Source organism: Plantactinospora sp. BB1, from assembly GCF_003030385.1.
GTDB lineage: Bacteria > Actinomycetota > Actinomycetes > Mycobacteriales > Micromonosporaceae > Plantactinospora.
Genome location: NZ_CP028159.1, coordinates 6,662,319 through 6,679,735 on the forward strand (window position 1 = coordinate 6,662,319; position 17,417 = coordinate 6,679,735).

The 17,417-nt window shown below is 72.2% G+C and carries 15 protein-coding genes and 1 pseudogene; 8 read left to right on the forward strand and 8 right to left on the reverse strand.

Annotated features, from left to right (window positions below; translation table 11 throughout):
- Window positions 1-5: 5 nt before the first annotated feature.
- From C6W10_RS38885 to C6W10_RS29055, 3 genes and pseudogenes are all read right to left on the reverse strand, one after another.
- A complete protein-coding gene (locus tag C6W10_RS38885) occupies window positions 6-377 on the reverse strand; it encodes an Mth938-like domain-containing protein (RefSeq protein WP_304598550.1) in 372 nt (123 codons plus the stop codon).
- Window positions 375-1,010, reverse strand: a pseudogene (locus C6W10_RS38110) (HAD family hydrolase); the annotation flags it as partial. The gene C6W10_RS38885 and the pseudogene C6W10_RS38110, both read right to left, overlap by 3 nt.
- Window positions 1,011-1,040: 30 nt before the next feature.
- Window positions 1,041-2,177 (reverse strand): glutathione-independent formaldehyde dehydrogenase, encoded by a 1,137-nt coding sequence (locus tag C6W10_RS29055; RefSeq protein WP_107262297.1) that lies wholly within the window; start codon window positions 2,175-2,177, stop codon window positions 1,041-1,043.
- Window positions 2,178-2,457: 280 nt separating this feature from the next.
- Here C6W10_RS29055 and C6W10_RS29060 point away from each other — a divergent pair, with 280 nt between their 5' ends.
- Both C6W10_RS29060 and C6W10_RS29065 read left to right on the forward strand, forming a co-directional pair.
- Window positions 2,458-4,755: a discoidin domain-containing protein gene (locus tag C6W10_RS29060; protein WP_107262299.1), complete on the forward strand. Its 2,298-nt coding sequence runs from the start codon at window positions 2,458-2,460 to the stop codon at window positions 4,753-4,755.
- Between the two features lie 163 nt (window positions 4,756-4,918).
- Window positions 4,919-5,851, forward strand: coding sequence for a DUF5995 family protein (locus C6W10_RS29065; protein ID WP_107262301.1), 933 nt, complete (start codon window positions 4,919-4,921; stop codon window positions 5,849-5,851).
- A 44-nt stretch (window positions 5,852-5,895) separates the two neighbouring features.
- Here the strand turns inward: C6W10_RS29065 and C6W10_RS29070 are convergent, their stop codons facing one another.
- Window positions 5,896-6,912, reverse strand: a complete 1,017-nt coding sequence (locus tag C6W10_RS29070; RefSeq protein ID WP_107262303.1) for a Ku protein — start codon at window positions 6,910-6,912, stop codon at window positions 5,896-5,898.
- Between the two features lie 167 nt (window positions 6,913-7,079).
- Here C6W10_RS29070 and ligD (C6W10_RS29075) point away from each other — a divergent pair, with 167 nt between their 5' ends.
- Window positions 7,080-8,033, forward strand: coding sequence for a non-homologous end-joining DNA ligase (gene ligD / locus C6W10_RS29075; protein WP_107264363.1), 954 nt, complete (start codon window positions 7,080-7,082; stop codon window positions 8,031-8,033).
- Window positions 8,023-8,934 (forward strand): non-homologous end-joining DNA ligase, encoded by a 912-nt coding sequence (gene ligD, locus C6W10_RS29080; protein WP_107262305.1) that lies wholly within the window; start codon window positions 8,023-8,025, stop codon window positions 8,932-8,934. The genes ligD (C6W10_RS29075) and ligD (C6W10_RS29080) overlap by 11 nt, the downstream gene beginning before the upstream one ends.
- Window positions 8,935-9,141: 207 nt before the next feature.
- On the opposite strand, the gene C6W10_RS38115 is transcribed toward ligD (C6W10_RS29080), so the two are convergent.
- Together C6W10_RS38115 and C6W10_RS29090 are read right to left on the reverse strand one after the other, a co-directional pair.
- Window positions 9,142-9,324, reverse strand: a complete 183-nt coding sequence (locus C6W10_RS38115; RefSeq protein ID WP_199853763.1) for a hypothetical protein — start codon at window positions 9,322-9,324, stop codon at window positions 9,142-9,144.
- Between the two features lie 187 nt (window positions 9,325-9,511).
- Complete coding sequence (locus tag C6W10_RS29090; protein ID WP_107262307.1) at window positions 9,512-10,741, reverse strand: serine hydrolase; 1,230 nt, start codon at window positions 10,739-10,741, stop codon at window positions 9,512-9,514.
- A gap of 289 nt (window positions 10,742-11,030) precedes the next feature.
- Between C6W10_RS29090 and C6W10_RS29095 the strand changes: the two genes are divergently transcribed.
- On the forward strand, window positions 11,031-11,645 hold the full coding sequence (locus C6W10_RS29095; protein WP_107262309.1) for a TetR/AcrR family transcriptional regulator: 615 nt from the start codon (window positions 11,031-11,033) through the stop codon (window positions 11,643-11,645).
- 7 nt (window positions 11,646-11,652) lie between these two features.
- Complete coding sequence (locus C6W10_RS29100; protein WP_369938720.1) at window positions 11,653-11,820, forward strand: DUF397 domain-containing protein; 168 nt, start codon at window positions 11,653-11,655, stop codon at window positions 11,818-11,820.
- Window positions 11,821-11,826: 6 nt separating this feature from the next.
- Here C6W10_RS29100 and C6W10_RS29105 read toward each other — a convergent pair whose 3' ends face one another.
- Window positions 11,827-13,506: a DNA repair helicase XPB gene (locus C6W10_RS29105; protein WP_107264365.1), complete on the reverse strand. Its 1,680-nt coding sequence runs from the start codon at window positions 13,504-13,506 to the stop codon at window positions 11,827-11,829.
- A 149-nt stretch (window positions 13,507-13,655) separates the two neighbouring features.
- On the opposite strand from C6W10_RS29105, the gene C6W10_RS29110 reads away from it, so the two are divergent.
- Entirely contained in the window at window positions 13,656-14,543 is an 888-nt protein-coding gene (locus C6W10_RS29110) for a L,D-transpeptidase family protein (protein ID WP_107262311.1), read from the forward strand.
- A gap of 91 nt (window positions 14,544-14,634) precedes the next feature.
- Window positions 14,635-14,889, forward strand: a complete 255-nt coding sequence (locus C6W10_RS29115; RefSeq protein WP_107262313.1) for a hypothetical protein — start codon at window positions 14,635-14,637, stop codon at window positions 14,887-14,889.
- A 7-nt stretch (window positions 14,890-14,896) separates the two neighbouring features.
- On the opposite strand, the gene C6W10_RS29120 is transcribed toward C6W10_RS29115, so the two are convergent.
- Window positions 14,897-17,353: a helicase-associated domain-containing protein gene (locus C6W10_RS29120; protein WP_107262315.1), complete on the reverse strand. Its 2,457-nt coding sequence runs from the start codon at window positions 17,351-17,353 to the stop codon at window positions 14,897-14,899.
- Between the last annotated feature and the right edge of the window lie 64 nt (window positions 17,354-17,417).

Here is a 17,417-nt window from a genome sequence, read left to right on the forward strand (position 1 = left end):
CCTTCTCAGCAGGTGGAGTGGAAGAGCCCGCCCACCGGCTCCCGGGCGGCGAGGCTGTTGTACAGCTCGACGGCCTCGTCGGTCCGGGCCACCTGCACCTCGACCGCCCGTTCCTGAAGGAATCGCAGCGTCGCCGGGTCGACCCGGAGCCGCCCGTCGAAGCCCTCGGAGAGCACCACCCGGGTGGCCCCGTTGGCGAGCAGTTCCTCGACGTCGGCCGGCTGGATCCCGGGCTCGTGCCGGGTGCCGGTCTCGGCCCAGTCCCAGGGCCGGCCGCCGCCGGGATAGAGCTTGAAGTCCTTGCCCTCGCCGAGGCCGTCCACCGTCATCCGGCCCCAGGAGATCTCCTGGATCCGCGGCGACCGGGCCGCCGGCACCGTCGCCTCGGTCAGGTCGGTAACGTGCGGCAGGACCACCGCGGCGAGCTGTTCGGCGTCCGGGTCGAGCGGGTACGACCCGTGCGGGATCGCCACCACCCGCATGCCGGCGGCGGCGGCCGAGCGTACCCCGTTGCTGGAGTCCTCGACCGCGACGCAGCGGTCGGCCGGCACGCCGAGGCGCTGCGCGACCGCCAGGTAGGCGTCCGGTGCCGGCTTGCCCCGGGGCACCTCCTCGGTGGAGAGCGTCACCCGGAACAGCTCGGTCAGCCCCATGGTGGCCAGCGCGACGTCGATCAGCCGGCGCGGGGAGGAACTGGCCAGCCCGAGCGGCCAGTGCCCGGCGATCCGGCGGACCACCTCGGGCGCGCCGTCGATGACCGGCAGGCTCTGCTGGTACTCCCGGGCCATCGCGTCGACCACGTCGGTGGCGATCTGCTCGGCGCTGCCGGGTACGCCGAGTTCGCCGAGGTAGCGCGCCCATTCGCCGGTGCTCATCCCCATCAGCCGGCGCTGGGTGTCGGGCTGCCACCGGCCGCCCGAGGTGTCGACGTAGCGTCGGCGGACCCGCTCCCAGACCGGTTCGGAGTCCACGAGTACGCCGTCGAGGTCGAAGACCACCGCATCCACCACGGCTCCATCCTGCCCCAGCCGGGGCGGAAATCACGCGGCGGGCTTGAGCACCACCTTGGAGTAGCCCTCGTCGCGCCGGTCGAACCGGTCGTAGCCCTCCGGCGCCGCGTCGAGCGGCAACTCCTTGCTGACCACGAAGCTCGGCCGGGCCCGTCCGGCGACGATCAGGTCCCGCAGGTACCGGTTGTACGCCTTGACGTTGGTCTGCCCGCTGCCGATCCGGAGCCCCTTCTCGAAGAACTTGCCGACCCGGAACAGCAGCTCGCCGTTGCGGGAGTGTTCGTCGGGTGCCCCGGGGTCGTGCGGTACGTAGAGTCCCACCACCCCGATCCGGCCGGTGGCCCGGACGATCTCGACCAGGCTGTTCAGCACCGACGCCGGCTGCTCCTCGCCGCCTGCCCCGGTGCCCTGGTAGCCGACCGCGTCGACGCCCTTGTCGGTGCCGTCGCCGTCGGTCTGGTCCCGGATCTGCTCGACCGGGTCACCCTGGCCGAAGTCGACCGGGATCGCGCCGATCGACTCCGCGAGGCGGAGCCGGGATGGCACCCGGTCGACCAGGAAGACCTTGGCCGCACCGATCAGCATCGCCGAGTACGCCGCCATCAGCCCGACCGGGCCGCCACCCATCACCGTGATGGTCTCGCCGGGACGCAGCTCGGTCATCGCCACCCCGTGGTAGCCGGTGGGGAAGATGTCGGCGAGCATCGCGAAGTCGTTCTCGTGCTCGTTGCCGGGCGGCAGTTTCAGGCAGTTGAAGTCGGCGAACGGCACCCGGAGGTACTCGGCCTGGCCGCCCCGGTACGGACCCATGTTGACGTACCCGTAGGCGGCGCCGGCGAAGCCGGGGTTGGCGGTGAGGCAGTAGCCGGTGTTACCGGCCAGGCAGTTCGGGCAGAACCCGCAGGCGACGTTGAACGGCATCGACACCCGGTCGCCCCGCTTGACGTGCACCACGCCGGGGCCGACGTCGACCACGATGCCCATGTTCTCGTGTCCGAAGACGATGCCCGGCTCCGCGCCGGTACGCCCCTCGTACATGTGCAGGTCGGAGCCGCAGATCGCGCTGCTGGTCACCTGCACGACCACGTCGTTGGGGTCCTGGATCCGGGGGTCCTCGACGTTCTCCACCGCGACCTCGCGCGGCCCGTGGTAGACCACTGCCTTCATGCTCGCTCCCTCCGCCGGGCGCGGGGCGGTGCTGCCGTCCCCCGAATCAGCCTAGGCGGATGATCTTCGGATAACGGGCGAATCGCCTTCGGGGCCGGCATTGAAACGATCGTGGTGATTCGGTGTGGTCGGCTCGGTTGCGGATCGCCGCCCATCGGGTCGGCTTCGACCGGTGGCGCACGTCGGTGAGGTATTGACAGGTGCTCATGGGTGCCGCTATTTTCGGCGGGCATGTCTTGAAACGATTCACAGACTGCCGAGTCGAACCGGAGGTCGCCCCATGTCCCGGAAGTCGTCGACCAGGCACGACCGCCTGCTGGGCGCCGGCACCGCGCTCGCCCTGCTGGTGGCGCTCGGCGCGGCGGCCAGCCCCGCCGCCGCGGAACCCACGGCGACCGCCGCCGGCCCGGCACCGGCCGCCGGCTCACCGGCCGGGCGGGCCGCGCAGGTCGAACCGACCGTGGTCACCAGCTTCGACACCAGTGCCGCCGGGGGTGGCGCCCGGCCGCTGCTCGGCGACGTGACCGGGGACGGCCGGCTGGACGTGGTGATGATGCAGCCGCACTACACCGCCGACGACCGCTACGAGGGCGCGCTGGTCGCCGCCCTGACCGCGTACGACCTGGACGGGCGGCTGCTCTGGCAGGCCGGCACGGTCGACCCGCGCGGGCGCAACAACGGCAGCGACATCCCGGCACAGGTGCACGACGTGGACGGCGACGGGGACAACGAGGTCGTCGCGATCATGCACCCCGGCGGCGACACCACGGCCGAGGGCCGGTTCATGATCTTCGACGGCCGGACCGGCCAGCTCGTCCGGGACTTCGCCCTGCCGGACCGGCTGGCGCACGACGCGATCATCTTCGCCAACCTCAGCGGCGGGAACACCGCCCGGGAGATCGTGCTGAAGGACCGCTACGACACGGCCTGGGCGCTGGACAGCCAGGGCAAGCTGCTCTGGACCCACCGCGGCAACACCGGCCACTACCCGTGGCCGTACGACTTCACCGGCGACGGGCGCCAGGAGATCATGGTCGGCTACGACATGCTGAGCCCGGACGGCGAGCTGCTCTGGCAGCACCAGGGCGACGGGCACGCCGACACCATGTGGATGGCCGACATCACCGGCAACGACGAGCTGGAACTGATGCTCGGCGGGGACGCGGCGGTGGCGCACGACGGGCGTACCGGCGCGGAGATCTGGCGCAACGCCGACATCGTCGAGACCCAGAACATCATGACCGGCGACTACCTGCCGGAGCTGCCCGGCCTGGAGTCGCTCGGGCTGGACCGGATCGACCGGACCGCGCAGGGCTACGACGGGCTCTTCCTGCTCGACGTGCAGGGCCGGCACGTCTGGCGGGAGACCCGCGAGACCCGGGGCTGCTGGGGCTCGATCCCGGAGCCGATCCACAACTGGACCGGCGACTACAGCGACCTGATCATGGTCTGGAACCGGGGCTGCGGCGAGCCGACCACCATCATGAACGGCGCCGGTGACGTGATCAGCACCCTCGACTCCGGCGCCCGGCTCTGGCACGCCGACTTCTGCGGCGACGACAAGGAAGAGGTCATCGAGTACGTACAGGGCCGCTCCGTGACGATCAAGAGCAACGGTCCGTGCGACCTGGCCGCCAAGGTGACCGGGCACCCGCTGCCGCAGGCCAAGCGGCTGCACAACTACACCCGGTACACCGCCGGGGACAGCCCGGTGACGCTCTCCGCCGGCCGCCCCACCGGCACCAGCGGGGCGCTGCCCGGTCAGCCGGGCGGGCATGCCGTGGACGGTGACCCGGGCACCGCCTGGCGGGCCGCCTCCACCGGTACCGGGCAGAGCTGGCAGGTCGACCTGGGCCGCTGGTACACGCTGACCGGGATCGAGCTGACCTTCCCCGGCACCGACCTGCGGGACGCCTGCACCCGTACCGTCGCCGGCCGGCACACCGGGCCGCTGACCGTACCCGCCGGGGTGACCTGCCTGGCCCCCGGCGCGACGGTGACCGGCCCGGTCACCGTGCTGCCCGGCGCCTCGCTCGCCGCCACCGACGCCACCGTGACCGGCCCGGTCTCCACGCTCGGCGCCCGGTCCGTGCAGTTGCGCGGGACGCGGATCACCGGCGCGCTCTCGGTGGTCGGCACCACCGGCCGGCTGGTGGTCACCGGAAACCAGGTGACCGGGCCGGTCAGCCTGGTCGGCAACCGGACCGGCGAGACCCCGGTGGTGCTCTCCGCGAACACCGTGCGCGGCACGCTGGCCTGCGCCGGCAACCTGCCGGCTCCGGTACGCGACGGCGGGCCGAACACCGTCGCCGGGCGGGCGGCCGGGCAGTGCGCCGACGTGCCGGCCGGTGACCCGCACGGCACCGAGTTCCGGTACGGCTACCTGGTGGAGACCTCCACCGACGGGCAGAACTGGGTGCCGGTGCTGGACCGCACCGACAACACGCTGACCAGCTCGACCCAGCGGGGCCTCTTCACCGGGCTCGGCAGGTACGTCCGGGTCACCGTCACCGACCTGCCCGAGGTGCCGTACGCCCGGGCCGGGCTGGCGGAGGTGGCGGTGCTCGGCAACCGCTGAGAGAGGTCCGTCGACGAAACAGCGCCGGATCGGCCGCCAGGATAGCGGCCGATCCGGCGCTTTTTGCTGGTCGAGTCGGGTATCGGACCGATGTTCCTGACTGGTCACTCAGATTCGCCATGATGTCTGGCATTGACGCCGATCATCATCTGAGGAGGCGGACATGGGACGGCAGGCGGCGATCCGGGCTCTGCTGGTGGCCACGCTGGGCGTGACGGGGGCGCTGCCGCCCGCCCCACAGGTCGCCGCCGCACCGTCGCCGGCCCGACCTGGCGGAGCTGAGGCCCGGGCCGCCGTCCCCGACACCTGCCCGGACGGCGGGGCCGGCTGCGTCGACGACACCATCGCCCGACTGCGGGAGCGGTACGCCGCGCTCGGGCGGTCCTGCGACCACCACGCCACCTTCACGCTCGCCTACCTGCGCACCACCCAGGGCTTCAAGTGGGGACGGGACCAGGCCGGATACTTCGCCGACAACGCCTGGGTCAACCGCGAGGGCGCGCTCTTCGCCGAGTACTACTACCGGGCGTACGACGACTGGGCCGCCGGGCGGCGCTCCGAAGTACCCGGCGCCTGGCTGGCCGCCCTGGACGCGGCCCGGTCCCGCCGGCTCACCGGAGCCGGTGACCTGATGCTCGGAATGAACGCGCACATCAACCGGGACCTGCCGTACGTGCTCGAACGGGTCGGGCTGACCGCACCGGACGGCAGCAGCCGGAAACCCGACCACGACAGGGTCAACGAGATCCTCGCCGCCGTGATGGACCCGCTGCTCGCCGAACTCCTCACCCGGCTCGACCGGGACGGCTTCGACACCGGCATCCCGACCAGCGCCGCCCTCGGGCTGCTGGTCAGTTGGCGGGAACAGGCGTGGCGCAACGCCGTCCGGCTGGCCGGTGCCCGTACCCCGTTCGCCCGGACCCTCGTCGAACTCGACATCGAGTCCAGCGCGGTGGCGATCGCCGCCGGGATCGCCACGCTGACCAGCTACGTCCCGCCGCTGTCCGGCCCCGGGCCCCGGGCCGCGTACTGCGCCGCGCACCACGCCGACGCCCCGCCGGTGGCGTACCCGTTCGGCGTGCCGCCGGCCTACTGAGCGGTGGGCACCGACAGACCCGACCGTGAACGCGGCGGGTGGTTTCAGGCGGACTTGCGGGGGGCCTTCTTCGGGGCGGCCTTCTTGGCCGGGGCCTTCTTGGCCGTACCCGACTTGGCCGCCTTCTTGGTCCCGCCGGTCTTCTTCGCCCCGGTGGACTTCTCCGCCGACTTCCCGGCCGCCTTCTTCGCGCCGGTCGCCTTCTTCGCCGCCGCCGCCTTCGCGGACTTGGCCGACGAGATCGGGGTGGGCTGGCCGGCGCCGGCCCCGGCCGGCTCCTCGCCGCGGGCCGCCCGGGCCCGGTCCACCGACGCCCGCAGCGCCGCCATCAGGTCGACCGCCGCCGCCGGTGCCTCCTCGACCTCCTCCGGCTGCACCACCTCCCGGCCCTCGACCTTGGCGTCGATGACCTCCTGGAGGGCGGTCCGGTAGTCGTCGGTGAAGACGTCCGGCTCGAACTCGCCGGCCATCGAGTCGATCAGCGAACTCGCCATCGCCAGCTCCGGCGGGCGCACCTTGATGTCCTCGTCCAGGAAGCCGAAGTCGGGGCGGCGGATCTCGTCCGGCCAGAGCATGGTGTTGAGCAGCAGCACGCCCTCCCGGACCCGCAGGGTGGCGAGCTGTTCCCGCTGCCGCAGCGCCACCTTGACGATCGCCACCCGCTCCGAGTCGGTCAGCGCGTCCCGGAGCAGCACGTACGGCTTGGCGGCCGCACCGTCCGGCTCCAGGAAGTACGCCTTGTTGTAGAGGATCGGGTCGACCTGCTCGGCCGGGACGAACTCCAGCACGTCGATCGCGTGCGAGGTGCTCAACGGCAGCTCGGCGAAATCCTCGTCGGTGAGGATGACCATCTCGCCGCCGCCGATGTCGTACCCCTTGGCGATGTCGTCGTAGCTGACCTCCTCGCCGTCGATCGAGCAGACCCGCTTGTACTTGATCCGCCCGCCGTCGGTCCGGTGCACCTGGTGGAACCGGATGTCCTTCTCCTCGGTCGCCGAGTAGACCCGTACCCCGATGGAGACCAGTCCGAACGAGACCGCTCCGCGCCAGATAGCCCGCATGATCTCGACCTTTCCCCTCTCCGGGCGGATATTCACCCCGTCGAGTGAAAGTGCCCCCGAGCAGCGGGTATCCCGCCGTTTGCCGGTGGGCGACGACCCGTTCGATCCAGGATCGCACCGGATCGAACCGGACGCGAGTGTTTCGGCGTGGACCTAGAGTGAGGGTCGTGCCCGGCACCCCGGTCAAGCCGATGCTCGCGGTCACCGGGGAGCTGCCCGCAGGCCCCGGCTGGGTGCATGAGTTCAAGTGGGACGGGGTGCGGGCGGTCTCCGACTTCGCCGGTGACGAGCTGCGGCTCTACGCGCGCTCCGGGGTGCAGATCACCGCCGCCTATCCGGAACTCGCCCCGCTGGGCGCCCAGCTCGCGCAGCGCGGGCTGGCCGACGCGGTGCTGGACGGCGAGGTGGTGGTGCTGACCGAGCAGGGGCAGCCGTCGTTCACCGCGCTCGCCGAGCGGATGCACGTGCGGGAGCCGGCCCGGGCCGCCCGGCTGGCGGTGAGCCTCCCGGTGACGTACATGATCTTCGACCTGCTGCGGCGGGACGGGACGGACCTGACCGGGTGGCCGTACCAGCGCCGCCGGGAGGCGCTGGAGTCGCTCGGCCTGGCCGGGCCGCGCTGGGCGGTACCGCCGGTCTTCCCGGACGGCCGGGCCACCTACCAGGCGGCCGGCGAGCACGGGCTGGAGGGCGTGGTGTCGAAACGGGTCGACGCCGTCTACCGGGCCGGGGTCCGGTCGCCGGACTGGGTGAAGGTGAAACTGGAGGTCACCGACGACTTCGTGGTCGGAGGCTGGCGGCCCGGCGTACGCCGGATCGGTGGGCTGCTGGTCGGAGTGCCGGCGCCGGACGGCGGCCTGGTCTACCGGGGTCGGGTCGGCGGCGGCATCGGCGCGGCGATCGAGCGGGAACTGCTGGCCGTACTGGAGCCGCTGCGCAACGGAACCTCGCCCTTCGTGACCCCGGTGCCCCGGGAGGATGCCCGGGGCGCGATCTGGGTAACTCCCCAGATCGTGGTGGAGGTGAAGTACGGCCAGCGCACGCCGGACGGTCGGCTGCGGTTCCCGCGGATCCGCCGGCTGCGCACCGACAAGACGGTGGCGGACGTCGATGGCGCGTGAACAGCGGATACGGGTCGAGGTCGAGGGTCGCAGCCTCGAACTGTCCAATCTGGACAAGGTGCTCTATCCGGCGTCCGGGTTCACCAAGGGCGAGGTGATCGACTACTACACCCGGGTCTCCGAGGCGCTGCTGCCGCACCTGCGGGACCGGGCGCTGACCCGGATCCGCTACCCCAACGGCGTCGACGGGAACTTCTTCTTCGAGAAGAACGCCCCGGCCAGCACCCCGGACTGGGTACGCCTGGAGCGGCTGCCCGCCCCCGGCTCCACCAAGGGCCGGGAGATGCTCGACTACGTCGTCTGCGACGACCTGGCGACGCTGGTCTGGCTGGCCAACCTCGCCGCGCTGGAACTGCACACCCCGCAGTGGCAGGTCGGCGCCCACCCCGACCTGATGGTGATGGACCTCGACCCGGGCGCCCCGGCCGGCCTGGTCGAGTGCTGCGGGGTGGCGCTGCTGATCCGGGAACGCCTTGCCGCCGACGGCATCGCCAGCTATCCGAAGACCTCCGGCAAGAAGGGCATGCAGCTCTGCTGCCCGGTCTCCGGCGGGCAGTCCGCCGACGTCGTCTCCGGCTACGCCCGCCGGATCGCCGAGGAACTCGCCCGCGAGGCACCGAAGTCGATCACCGCCCAGATGGCGAAGCGGCTCCGTCCCGGGAAGATCTTCATCGACTGGAGCCAGAACAACGCGGCGAAGACGACGGTGGCGCCGTACTCGCTGCGGGCCCAGCCGACGCCGTCGGTCTCCACCCCCCTGACCTGGGCCGAGGTGGAGGCCGCCGCCGACGGGGAGGCCGGCGCCGTCCGGCAGTTCCCCGCCGCCGAGGTGCTGGACCGGATCGAGGAGTACGGCGACCTGCTGATCGAGTTGCTCGACGGCGGCCCGGAGCTGCCGTGACCCCGGCGGTTGCAAGCGGCTACCCCGCTCCGGCGTGGCCCGCCCGCTGACCACTGTCTGGCTCGTCGTCACCGTGACCGGTCGGGCCTGCTGACCCGATCCCGGAGTTGGGCAGTCCTCGCGTCGATCGTGGTCGCCGCTGACCCTGATGCAGTGACTCGCCTGTCGTCGCGTCCCGGGGCCCTGCCAGGACCCCGGGACCTCCCATCAAGCGGCGTCGAGGGCTTCGGTGATCTTGCGGGTCATCTCCGCCATGGTGGGGCTGGCCCCGCCTTTGCGGGCTCGGGTGGCTGCTTCGATGGCGACGATGACGGTGCTGCGGAAGTTGTCGGCCTCTGCTGGGTCCTGTTGCCTGAGCAGGCTAATGGCTGCTGTCAGGGCCGGCAGCACATGCTCGGCGATAGCGGCGACGGACTTGCCGTCCAGGTCCTTGCCCTTCGGATACGTGGCGAGTACATGCCCGACCGGGCCGGTGGCAGAGGCCAGGGCGATGGAGCCGTTGGTGGCGACCTTGTGGGGTGAGCCGGCGGCGTCAGCGGCGGCCAGCAGCGTGACGGGCCTACCGGGAGCTGGCTCGTCAGTCGCCGATTGCCTGGTAGACCGTGGTCCAGAAGTCGTGGATAGCCCGTGCGGGATCCGGGACGGACATTCCGACCTGGGTGAGCAGGATGCCTGTGAGTTGGTTCTCCGGGTCGGCGTAGGCCGAGGTGCCGGTTCCACCGTCCCAGCCGAACTGGCCGATGGGCGCGTAGTCGCCGCGGTAGGTGCGTACCGCCATGCCGATGCCCCAGCCGCCGTGCTGCCCCTGGCCGAACGACACATGGACGTTGTTTCTGGCCATGGCGTCTCGGGCAGCCTGCTGCTCGGGTGTGAGGCGGTTGGTGGTCATCAGCGTGACGGCGGGGCGGGAGAGGATCCGTTCGGTGCCGTGCGTTCCGCCGTTCAGCAGCATCCGGAAGTACGTGTGGTAGTCGTCAACGGTGCTGACCAGCCCGCTACCGCCTGACTGGAATGTCAGAGGCTGGCTGTACTGCCCGTCGGCGGCCTCGTCCCACAGGATGAACTCTCCGGTCTGCGCGTCGGGAGCGTAGCTGGGCGGCAGCCGGTCGATGTCACGTGCGGGCACGTGGAAACCGGTGTCCTTCATGTCCAGTGGATCGAAGATGCGTTCGTGCAGGAACGTCTCGAACGACTGACCCGTGATCCTGGCGACGAGGACGCCGAGTACGTCGTGGCTGATGTGGTACTGCCACCGTTCTCCGGGCTGGTGCATCAGCGGGAGCTGGCCAAGGCGGCGCATCCACTCGTCGGGCTCAGGGTATTCCGTCATCTTCTGGGGGAATATCGCCTGCTCGAAGATCGCGCCCATGATGGGAGTGCCCAGCGCCGTCATGTCCATGCCGAGCCCGAACGTAGAGGTCAGCAGGTCCCGTACGGTGATCGGGCGCCGCGCCGGCACGGTGTCGTCCAGCGGGGCGTCGATGCGGGTCAGCACCTGCCGGTCGGCCAGTTCCGGCAGCCACTGCTCGACCAGATCGTCCAGCCGCAGCCTGCACTCGTCGAGGAGCACCATCGTCGCCGCCATCGTGACCGGCTTGGACGTGGACGCCAACCGGAAGATCGTGTCCCGGCCCATCGGCGGGCCACCATCGTGGCGCATCGTCCCGAGCGCCTCGACGTGCGTCTGACCGCCCCGGCTGACCAGGGCGACGAGCCCGGGAATCCTCTTGGACTCGACGTGCCGTGCCAGCACGTCGCGCAGTCTGCGCAGCCCTGACTCGGAGAAGCCCCTGTTGCCTGTGTCCATCGTGTATCTCCCTGCGTCCAGTGTTCGATCTGCGAGACCCGACCCGCGTGGCGCTGACGGCCCGGTTGAGCTGGGCCGCAACGTCGGTCTTGCGGCAGCGGCCTGCCGTGATGTACCTGCACGGCGATGCTAACGACACCGCCGTAGCGTTAAGCGCGTACAAGGTAACACCGTGGCGCCACTAACGCAACCGCCGTTTTCTTAATGCCTCGATGGGGTGGATAAAAGAGAACGCGGTTGCGTTAAGCTGGCTGGATAGGACGCCGATCACCCGAGAGAGGAGCCGCTCTTGTCCGACGACCGCCCGGCCCCTGGAACAGTGCGACCCCGCGGGCGCACCGAACGTGTCCGCGCCGCCGTCTTGGCCGCCACCCGCGCCGAACTGGAGGCCCACGGGTACCCCGCCCTGAACATGGAACGCGTCGCGGAGATCGCCGGAGTCGCCAAGAGCACCGTGTACCGTCGATGGCGCGACCCAGTTGGCCTACTCGCCGAACTCCTCCACGACCTATCCATGGCCGAGGTGCCCCTGCCGAACACCGGTTCGCTAGAGCTGGACCTGCACGGTTTGGCGTTGGGCATCTACCGCTTCTACACCCACCCGGCCTGGCGTCCGATAATGCTCGGCCTGATCGCCGCGGGCGTACACGACCCGCGAGCCGCGCAGGCGCTGCACGATTTCTTCCAGGCCCGCAACGACCTGGCAGCCGAGCCCGTGCGACACGCCATCAAGCGCGGGGATCTACCCACCGACACCGACCCGGTAGAGGTGATCCGAGCTCTCGGCGCACCCTTCTATTACCGGATGCTCGTCACCCATGAACCGATCGACGAAACCGTCGCCGAACAGGCCGCAGCGGCCGCCGTCGCCGCAGCGAAGGCCGGAACGTATTCGACGCGATGACCGCACGCTGCCGGACCTGCACCCGCAGCACCGGCACCGGACCTGCGTGGAGGTCGCCGACAACCTTCCCGCTCGGGTGCTGGTCCGGGACAGCAAGGACCGGCAGGGGCCGGCGCTCACCTTCGAACCGGCCGCCTGGCGGGCCTGCGTCCGGCTGACCCGCGAGGCCGCCTGACGCTGCTCAGTCCACGCTGGGCAGCGGCGGGCCGAGCACGTCGTCGGCGTCGACGATCGTGTACGCGTACCCCTGCTCGGCGAGGAAGCGCTGCCGGTGTGCCGCGTATTCCGTGTCGATGGTGTCCCGGGAGACCACCGTGTAGAAGTGGGCCTGCCGGCGGTCCGCCTTCGGCCGGAGCACCCGGCCGAGCCGCTGCGCCTCCTCCTGGCGCGATCCGAAGGTGCCGGAGACCTGGATCGCCACCGCCGCCTCCGGCAGGTCGATCGAGAAGTTGCCGACCTTGGAGATGACCAGGGTGGAGATCTCGCCGGCCCGGAACGCGTCGAAGAGGCGCTCCCGCTCCCTGTTGGTGGTCGAACCCTGCACGATCGGCGCGCCCAGCGTCTCGCCCAACTCGTGCAGCTGGTCGATGTAGCCGCCGATCACCAGCACCTGGTCGGCCGAGTGCCGCTCGACCAGCGCCTTGACCACCGGCAGCTTCGTCCGGGCGGTCGCCGCCACCCGGTAGCGCTCCTCCGGCTCGGCGACCGCGTACGCCATCCGCTCGGCGTCGGTCAGCGTGACGCGTACCTCGGTGCAGTCCGCCGGGGCGATCCACCCCTGCGCCTCGATGTCCTTCCACGGCGCGTCGTACCGCTTCGGGCCGATCAGCGAGAAGACGTCGCCCTCCCGGCCGTCCTCCCGGACCAGGGTGGCGGTCAGGCCGAGCCGGCGGCGGGCCTGGAGGTCGGCGGTGAACCGGAAGATCGGCGCCGGCAGCAGGTGCACCTCGTCGTAGATCACCAGGCCCCAGTCCCGGGCGCCGAAGAGGTCCAGGTGGGTGAAGGCGCCGCCACGCCGCGCCGTCAGCACCTGGTACGTCGCGATGGTGACCGGACGGATCTCCTTGCGCTCGCCGGAGTATTCCCCGATCTCCTCCTCGGTCAGCGAGGTACGGGCGACCAGCTCCCGCTTCCACTGCCGGCCGGCGACGGTGTTGGTGACCAGGATCAGCGTGGTCGCCTTCGCCTCGGCCATCGCGGCGGCCCCGACCAGGGTCTTGCCGGCACCACAGGGCAGCACCACCACACCCGACCCGCCGGCCCAGAAGGTCTGCACCGCCTCCCGCTGGTACGACCGCAGCTCCCAGGCCGGCTTGCCGTCCGTACCGCCGGTGGCCAGCTCGATCGGGTGCGCCTCGCCGTCGACGTAGCCGGCCAGGTCCTCGGCCGGCCAGCCGAGCTTGAGCAGCGCCTGCTTGAGCCGGCCCCGCTCGGACGGGTGCACGACCATGGTGTCGTCGTCGACCTTCGCGCCGAGCATGCCGGCGAGCTTCTTGCTCTTGGCGACCTCGATCAGGACCATCCGGTCCACCGCCCGCAGCACCAGGCCGTGCGTCGGGTGCGCGGCCAGTTGCAGCCGGCCGTACCGGTCCATGGTCTCGGCGACGTCGACCAGCAGCGCGTGCGGCACCGGATAGCGGGAGAACCGCAGCAGCGCGTCGACCACACCCTCGGCGTCGTGCCCGGCCGCCCGGGCGTTCCAGAGGCCCAGCGGGGTCAGCCGGTAGGTGTGCACGTGCTCCGGCGAGCGCTCCAGCTCGGCGAAGGGCGCGATCGCCATCCGACAGGCGAGCGCGTCGGGATGGTCGACCTCCAGCAGCAGGGTCTTGTCCGACTGCACGATCAGTGGTCCGCCGCTCACGCTCACGCCCTCCCGTCCCAGGTCGGGCGTCTCACGCGCCGACCCTCCAGTCTTGCACGATGGATAACGAACCGGAAAAATTCTTCACCTGGCGCAACCGAAGCGGTACTCCCATGCGTCTAGCTGTCGACGGCTTCTGGGGAGGGCAGATGGTACTGACGCGTCTCGGCACCGGTCTGATCACTCTAGTGGCGGTCGCCCTGTTCGGCGCCGGTGCGTGCGCGTTTGATCCGCAGTCGGACCAGTCGGGAGCCGCCGGAGGGCTCACGCCGGTCGGCGCGGAGAACGCAACGGGGGCGAGCGCGCCGCCCGCGCCGGATCAGGGAGCAGCAGCCACCCCCAGCCCGCGTACCACCCCGCGCCGGCCCGCGCCGACGACGAAGGCACCGCCGGTGAAGAAGCCGGCGAAGAAACCGGCCCGGACCGGTTCGCCGAAGCCGCCGGCCGGCTGCCCGCAGGGGGAGCGGCAGCGCGAGGTCGAGGGCTACCTGGCCCGGCTGGGCGGATTCGGCACCGTCACCGTCGACGGCCGGCAGTCGGCCGCCGACTGCGCCGCCATCAAGAAGTTCCAGCGCCGCTACGACATCCGCCCGGCCGAGGGCCGGGCCGGCCCGACCACCGCCGACGTGGCCCGCCGACTGGCCCGGACCGACACCGGCAGGTGCAAGGCCGGCAGCGGGACCACCTTCTGCGTCGACCTGACCCAGCAGACCGTCTGGGCGATCCGCGGCGGCAAGGTGGTGATGGCGCCCACCGTCACCCGCACCGGCATGTCGGGGTACGCCACGCCGGCCGGCACCTACCGCGTCAACTTCCGCAACACCAGGGAGTGGTCCGACCCGTACGAGGTGTGGCTGCCGTACTGGCAGCGCTTCGTCGGCGGGATCGGCTTCCACGAGACGACCACCTATCTGCACAACAAGGCGATCGGCTCACACGGCTGCGTCAACCTGCTGCCGGTCGACGCGCGACGGATGTGGCAACTCGGCAAGGTGGGGACCCGGGTGCACGTGATGGGCCGCCGGCCGGGGACCTGACGCGACTTCGGTCGGTGAACCTGTCATATCGGCCCTCCAGGTGCGAGTCTGGACTCTTGTCGAGCAGACGCCCGTGGCGGGAGGTTCGCAGATGACGGTCGACGGCGAGGTGAGGTCCGAGACAGACCCCCCGACCGCCCCCGGGCCCGTCCCGGCGCCCGTCTCCCGGGCCACCGTCGCGGCGTACGCGACCGTGGCGGTGCTGCTGGCCTGTTGGGTCCTCTTCGGCTGGCTGGTGCAGCAGCAGGGCTTCGTCGACTCGCTCGGCGAGGGGCTCGGCGCCGCCTTCACCCTGCTGCTCATCGTCTCCGTGGTCGGCTCGCTCCGGCAGCACCCCCGGGACTGAGCCGCCGTCACTCGTCCAGTACCGCCGCCGTGATCCGGTGCAGCGCGAAGGTGTGCAGCATCTCGGTGCGCTCGTCCTCGGCCCGCAGATAGCCGGCGCCGATCGAGACCGGCCGGACCAGCCGGGACGCGGTCGCGCCGTGCGCGTCGACGTAGCCGACCCAGACCAGCGCCTTGTCCCGGACCGCCTGCTGGAGTACGGCCAGCGCCTGGGTGTGCGCGTGCGCGGTCGGCATCCCCGGACCGGTCCCGCCCGGCCGTCCGGCGCCCCGGACCGTGCTCGGCGCCCGGCGGGCCGCCCGGGCGGCGGCGTCACCCCGGCGGATCTGCTCCACGATGCCGAGCAGCCGGGGCGTGGTCAGCCTCGGCGTGGCCAGCGGATCGGCGACCCGGCTCGCGACCGAACCCCGGGCGGGTGCCCGGCGTACCTTCGGCCGGGTCAGCACCGTCGCCCCGGACGCGTCCTCGGAGACCGGGGCGTACCCGGCCTCGCGCAGCGCGGCGAGCAGCCGCCCCACCAGGTGCGGGGTGGTGAGCACGGTCGGCGCCAGCCGGCGCAGTGACATCGGGGCGAGCCGGCGGTCGGCGAGTACCTCGGTCAGCAGCGCCTCGTCGTCGCTGCGCAGGTACGCCCCGGCGGAGCCGACCCGCAGCCCGCCGTGCTTGCGGGCCACGTCGTCGATCAGGTACGTCAGCCCCTGCGGCACCGGCGTGCGGGACCGGCGCTTGAAGAGCGCGTGCAGGTCGTCGGCCGCGTACCCGGCGTCCAGCGCCCGCCGCACGCTGGCCCCGGTCACCCGGTGCACGCTGGCTCCGCCGGCCGACTCCTGCTCGGCCACCGTGGCGAGTTCGGCGGCGACGGTCGGCTCCGGCGGCCCCGGCACCACCACGGTCAGGTCGGCCTGCACCAGGAAGTGGTCCACCGGTGCCGGCAGCAGCGCGTCCAGGGCCCGGACCGCGGCGGAGCCGCCCCCGGCCGCCCCGCCCGCGTCCGGCCGTACGCCGAGCGGGTCGTCGCCGGGTTCGCCGGGCCGGGTCTCCCCGGCGGTCCACTGCGCCAGCAGCAGCCGGCCGTACGTGGTGAGCGCGCCGAGCCCGGTGACGCCGAGCAGCGCCGCCTCGGCGAGTACCTCCCGCTGCCCGGCCTCCCGGCCCAGGCTGCGCCGGGGCGAGCGCCAGGCGAGCAGGTCCACCACCTCGTCGACGCTCGGCGCGGCCCCCGGTTCGAGATCACCGAGTACGTCGAGGACGGCCCGACGTACCGCCGGCACCCCGGCCCGTTCCGCCTCGGCGGAGAGCACCGTGATCGGCCGGTCCCGGTCGTCGCGCTGGCCGACGAGTCCCACCTGTCGGGTCATGCTGAGCCAGGCCCGGGCCAGGTGTTCCCAGCGGTGCGCCAGCGAGGCGTCCCGCCAGCCCTCGTAACCGGCGGACGGCAGCATCTGCTGGTCCGCACCGTTGCGGGCGGTGACGGCGCCGGGCAGGTCCAGCTCGCCGAGCAGCCCCGCCGCGTACGCCACCTCGAGCAGCAGCGCGGCGGTCGGCTCGTCCAGCCCGGTGGCCCGGGCCAGCCGGCGCAGGTCGCGTACCCCGAGCCCGCCGGAGCGGAGTACCGGGGCGGGCTCGGCGGCGAGCTGGTCGAGCAGCGCCTCGGTGTGCCGTACCGCCTCCATCGCCTGGCCGGCCCCGGCGGAGTCGGCGGCCTTCGGTTCCCGGGCCGCGCCGGCCACCGCCGGCGGGGCCGGGCGGAGCGGGCCGAGCGGGCCGGTGTCGCGGCGCAGCAGCAGGCCGATCTCCCGGGGGAGTTCGACGGCGGTCGGCTTGCCGGCCAGCGTGCTGGGCTCGGTGACCGGCACCAGCAGGCGGTTCTCGACCAGCCAGGAGACCGGGGAGGCGGCGCCGGACGCCGCGGCGGCCGGCAGCGTGCCGACCGGGGGACCGGCGGCGAGCCGGTCCAGGATCGCCCGGGCCGGTGGCGGTGCGGCCAGCAGGGTCCGACGCAGCCGGGCCGGGTCCGCGACCAGCGCGGCCGTCTCCGGGTCCAGCTCCGCCGCCGGCCGGCCCAGCCCCGCCGGGTACGGCGAGCAGACCTCGTCCACGCCCGGCACGACCAGCAGGGACTCCTCCGGCCCGTACAGCAGGAAGAGCGCCCGGAGCCGGTCGACGGCCGACCGGACGGCGGCCCGGTCCGGCCGGCGGCCGGTCCCGGCGGCCAGGGTGAGGATCTGCTCCGTCGACGTCTCGCCATGATCCGCGTCACGGGTGAGCCGGGCCGCGTCCAGGATCCGCAGGGTGAACTCGTCGAGCCCGTCCAGGGCCCGGGCCACCGAGACCCGGGACTGGGCGCGGACCGCCAGGGCGGACAGATCGGTCGGTACCGGCACGACGAGGTCCGGACGCAGCCGGAACAGGGCGGCCAGCGCCTCGTCGGGCAGCGCCCGCAGGTGGTCGGCGAGTGTGGTCATCGTCTTTCCACGCTAGCCGGCCAGGCGCCGGTCGTGCGCGTCGGTCGCCGAGCGGGACCGCCGG

Excerpts from the sequence above, each read along its gene's own strand:
- C6W10_RS29110 (WP_107262311.1), top strand. The coding sequence starts at position 13,656 with ATGGTACTGACGCGTCTCGGCACCGGTCTGATCACTCTAGTGGCGGTC.
- C6W10_RS29060 (WP_107262299.1), top strand. The coding sequence starts at position 2,458 with ATGTCCCGGAAGTCGTCGACCAGGCACGACCGCCTGCTGGGCGCCGGC.
- ligD (WP_107262305.1), top strand. The coding sequence starts at position 8,023 with ATGGCGCGTGAACAGCGGATACGGGTCGAGGTCGAGGGTCGCAGCCTC.
- C6W10_RS29090 (WP_107262307.1), bottom strand. The coding sequence starts at position 10,741 with ATGGACACAGGCAACAGGGGCTTCTCCGAGTCAGGGCTGCGCAGACTG.
- C6W10_RS29070 (WP_107262303.1), bottom strand. The coding sequence starts at position 6,912 with ATGCGGGCTATCTGGCGCGGAGCGGTCTCGTTCGGACTGGTCTCCATC.
- C6W10_RS29055 (WP_107262297.1), bottom strand. The coding sequence starts at position 2,177 with ATGAAGGCAGTGGTCTACCACGGGCCGCGCGAGGTCGCGGTGGAGAAC.
- C6W10_RS29115 (WP_107262313.1), top strand. The coding sequence starts at position 14,635 with ATGACGGTCGACGGCGAGGTGAGGTCCGAGACAGACCCCCCGACCGCC.
- C6W10_RS29065 (WP_107262301.1), top strand. The coding sequence starts at position 4,919 with ATGGGACGGCAGGCGGCGATCCGGGCTCTGCTGGTGGCCACGCTGGGC.
- C6W10_RS29120 (WP_107262315.1), bottom strand. The coding sequence starts at position 17,353 with ATGACCACACTCGCCGACCACCTGCGGGCGCTGCCCGACGAGGCGCTG.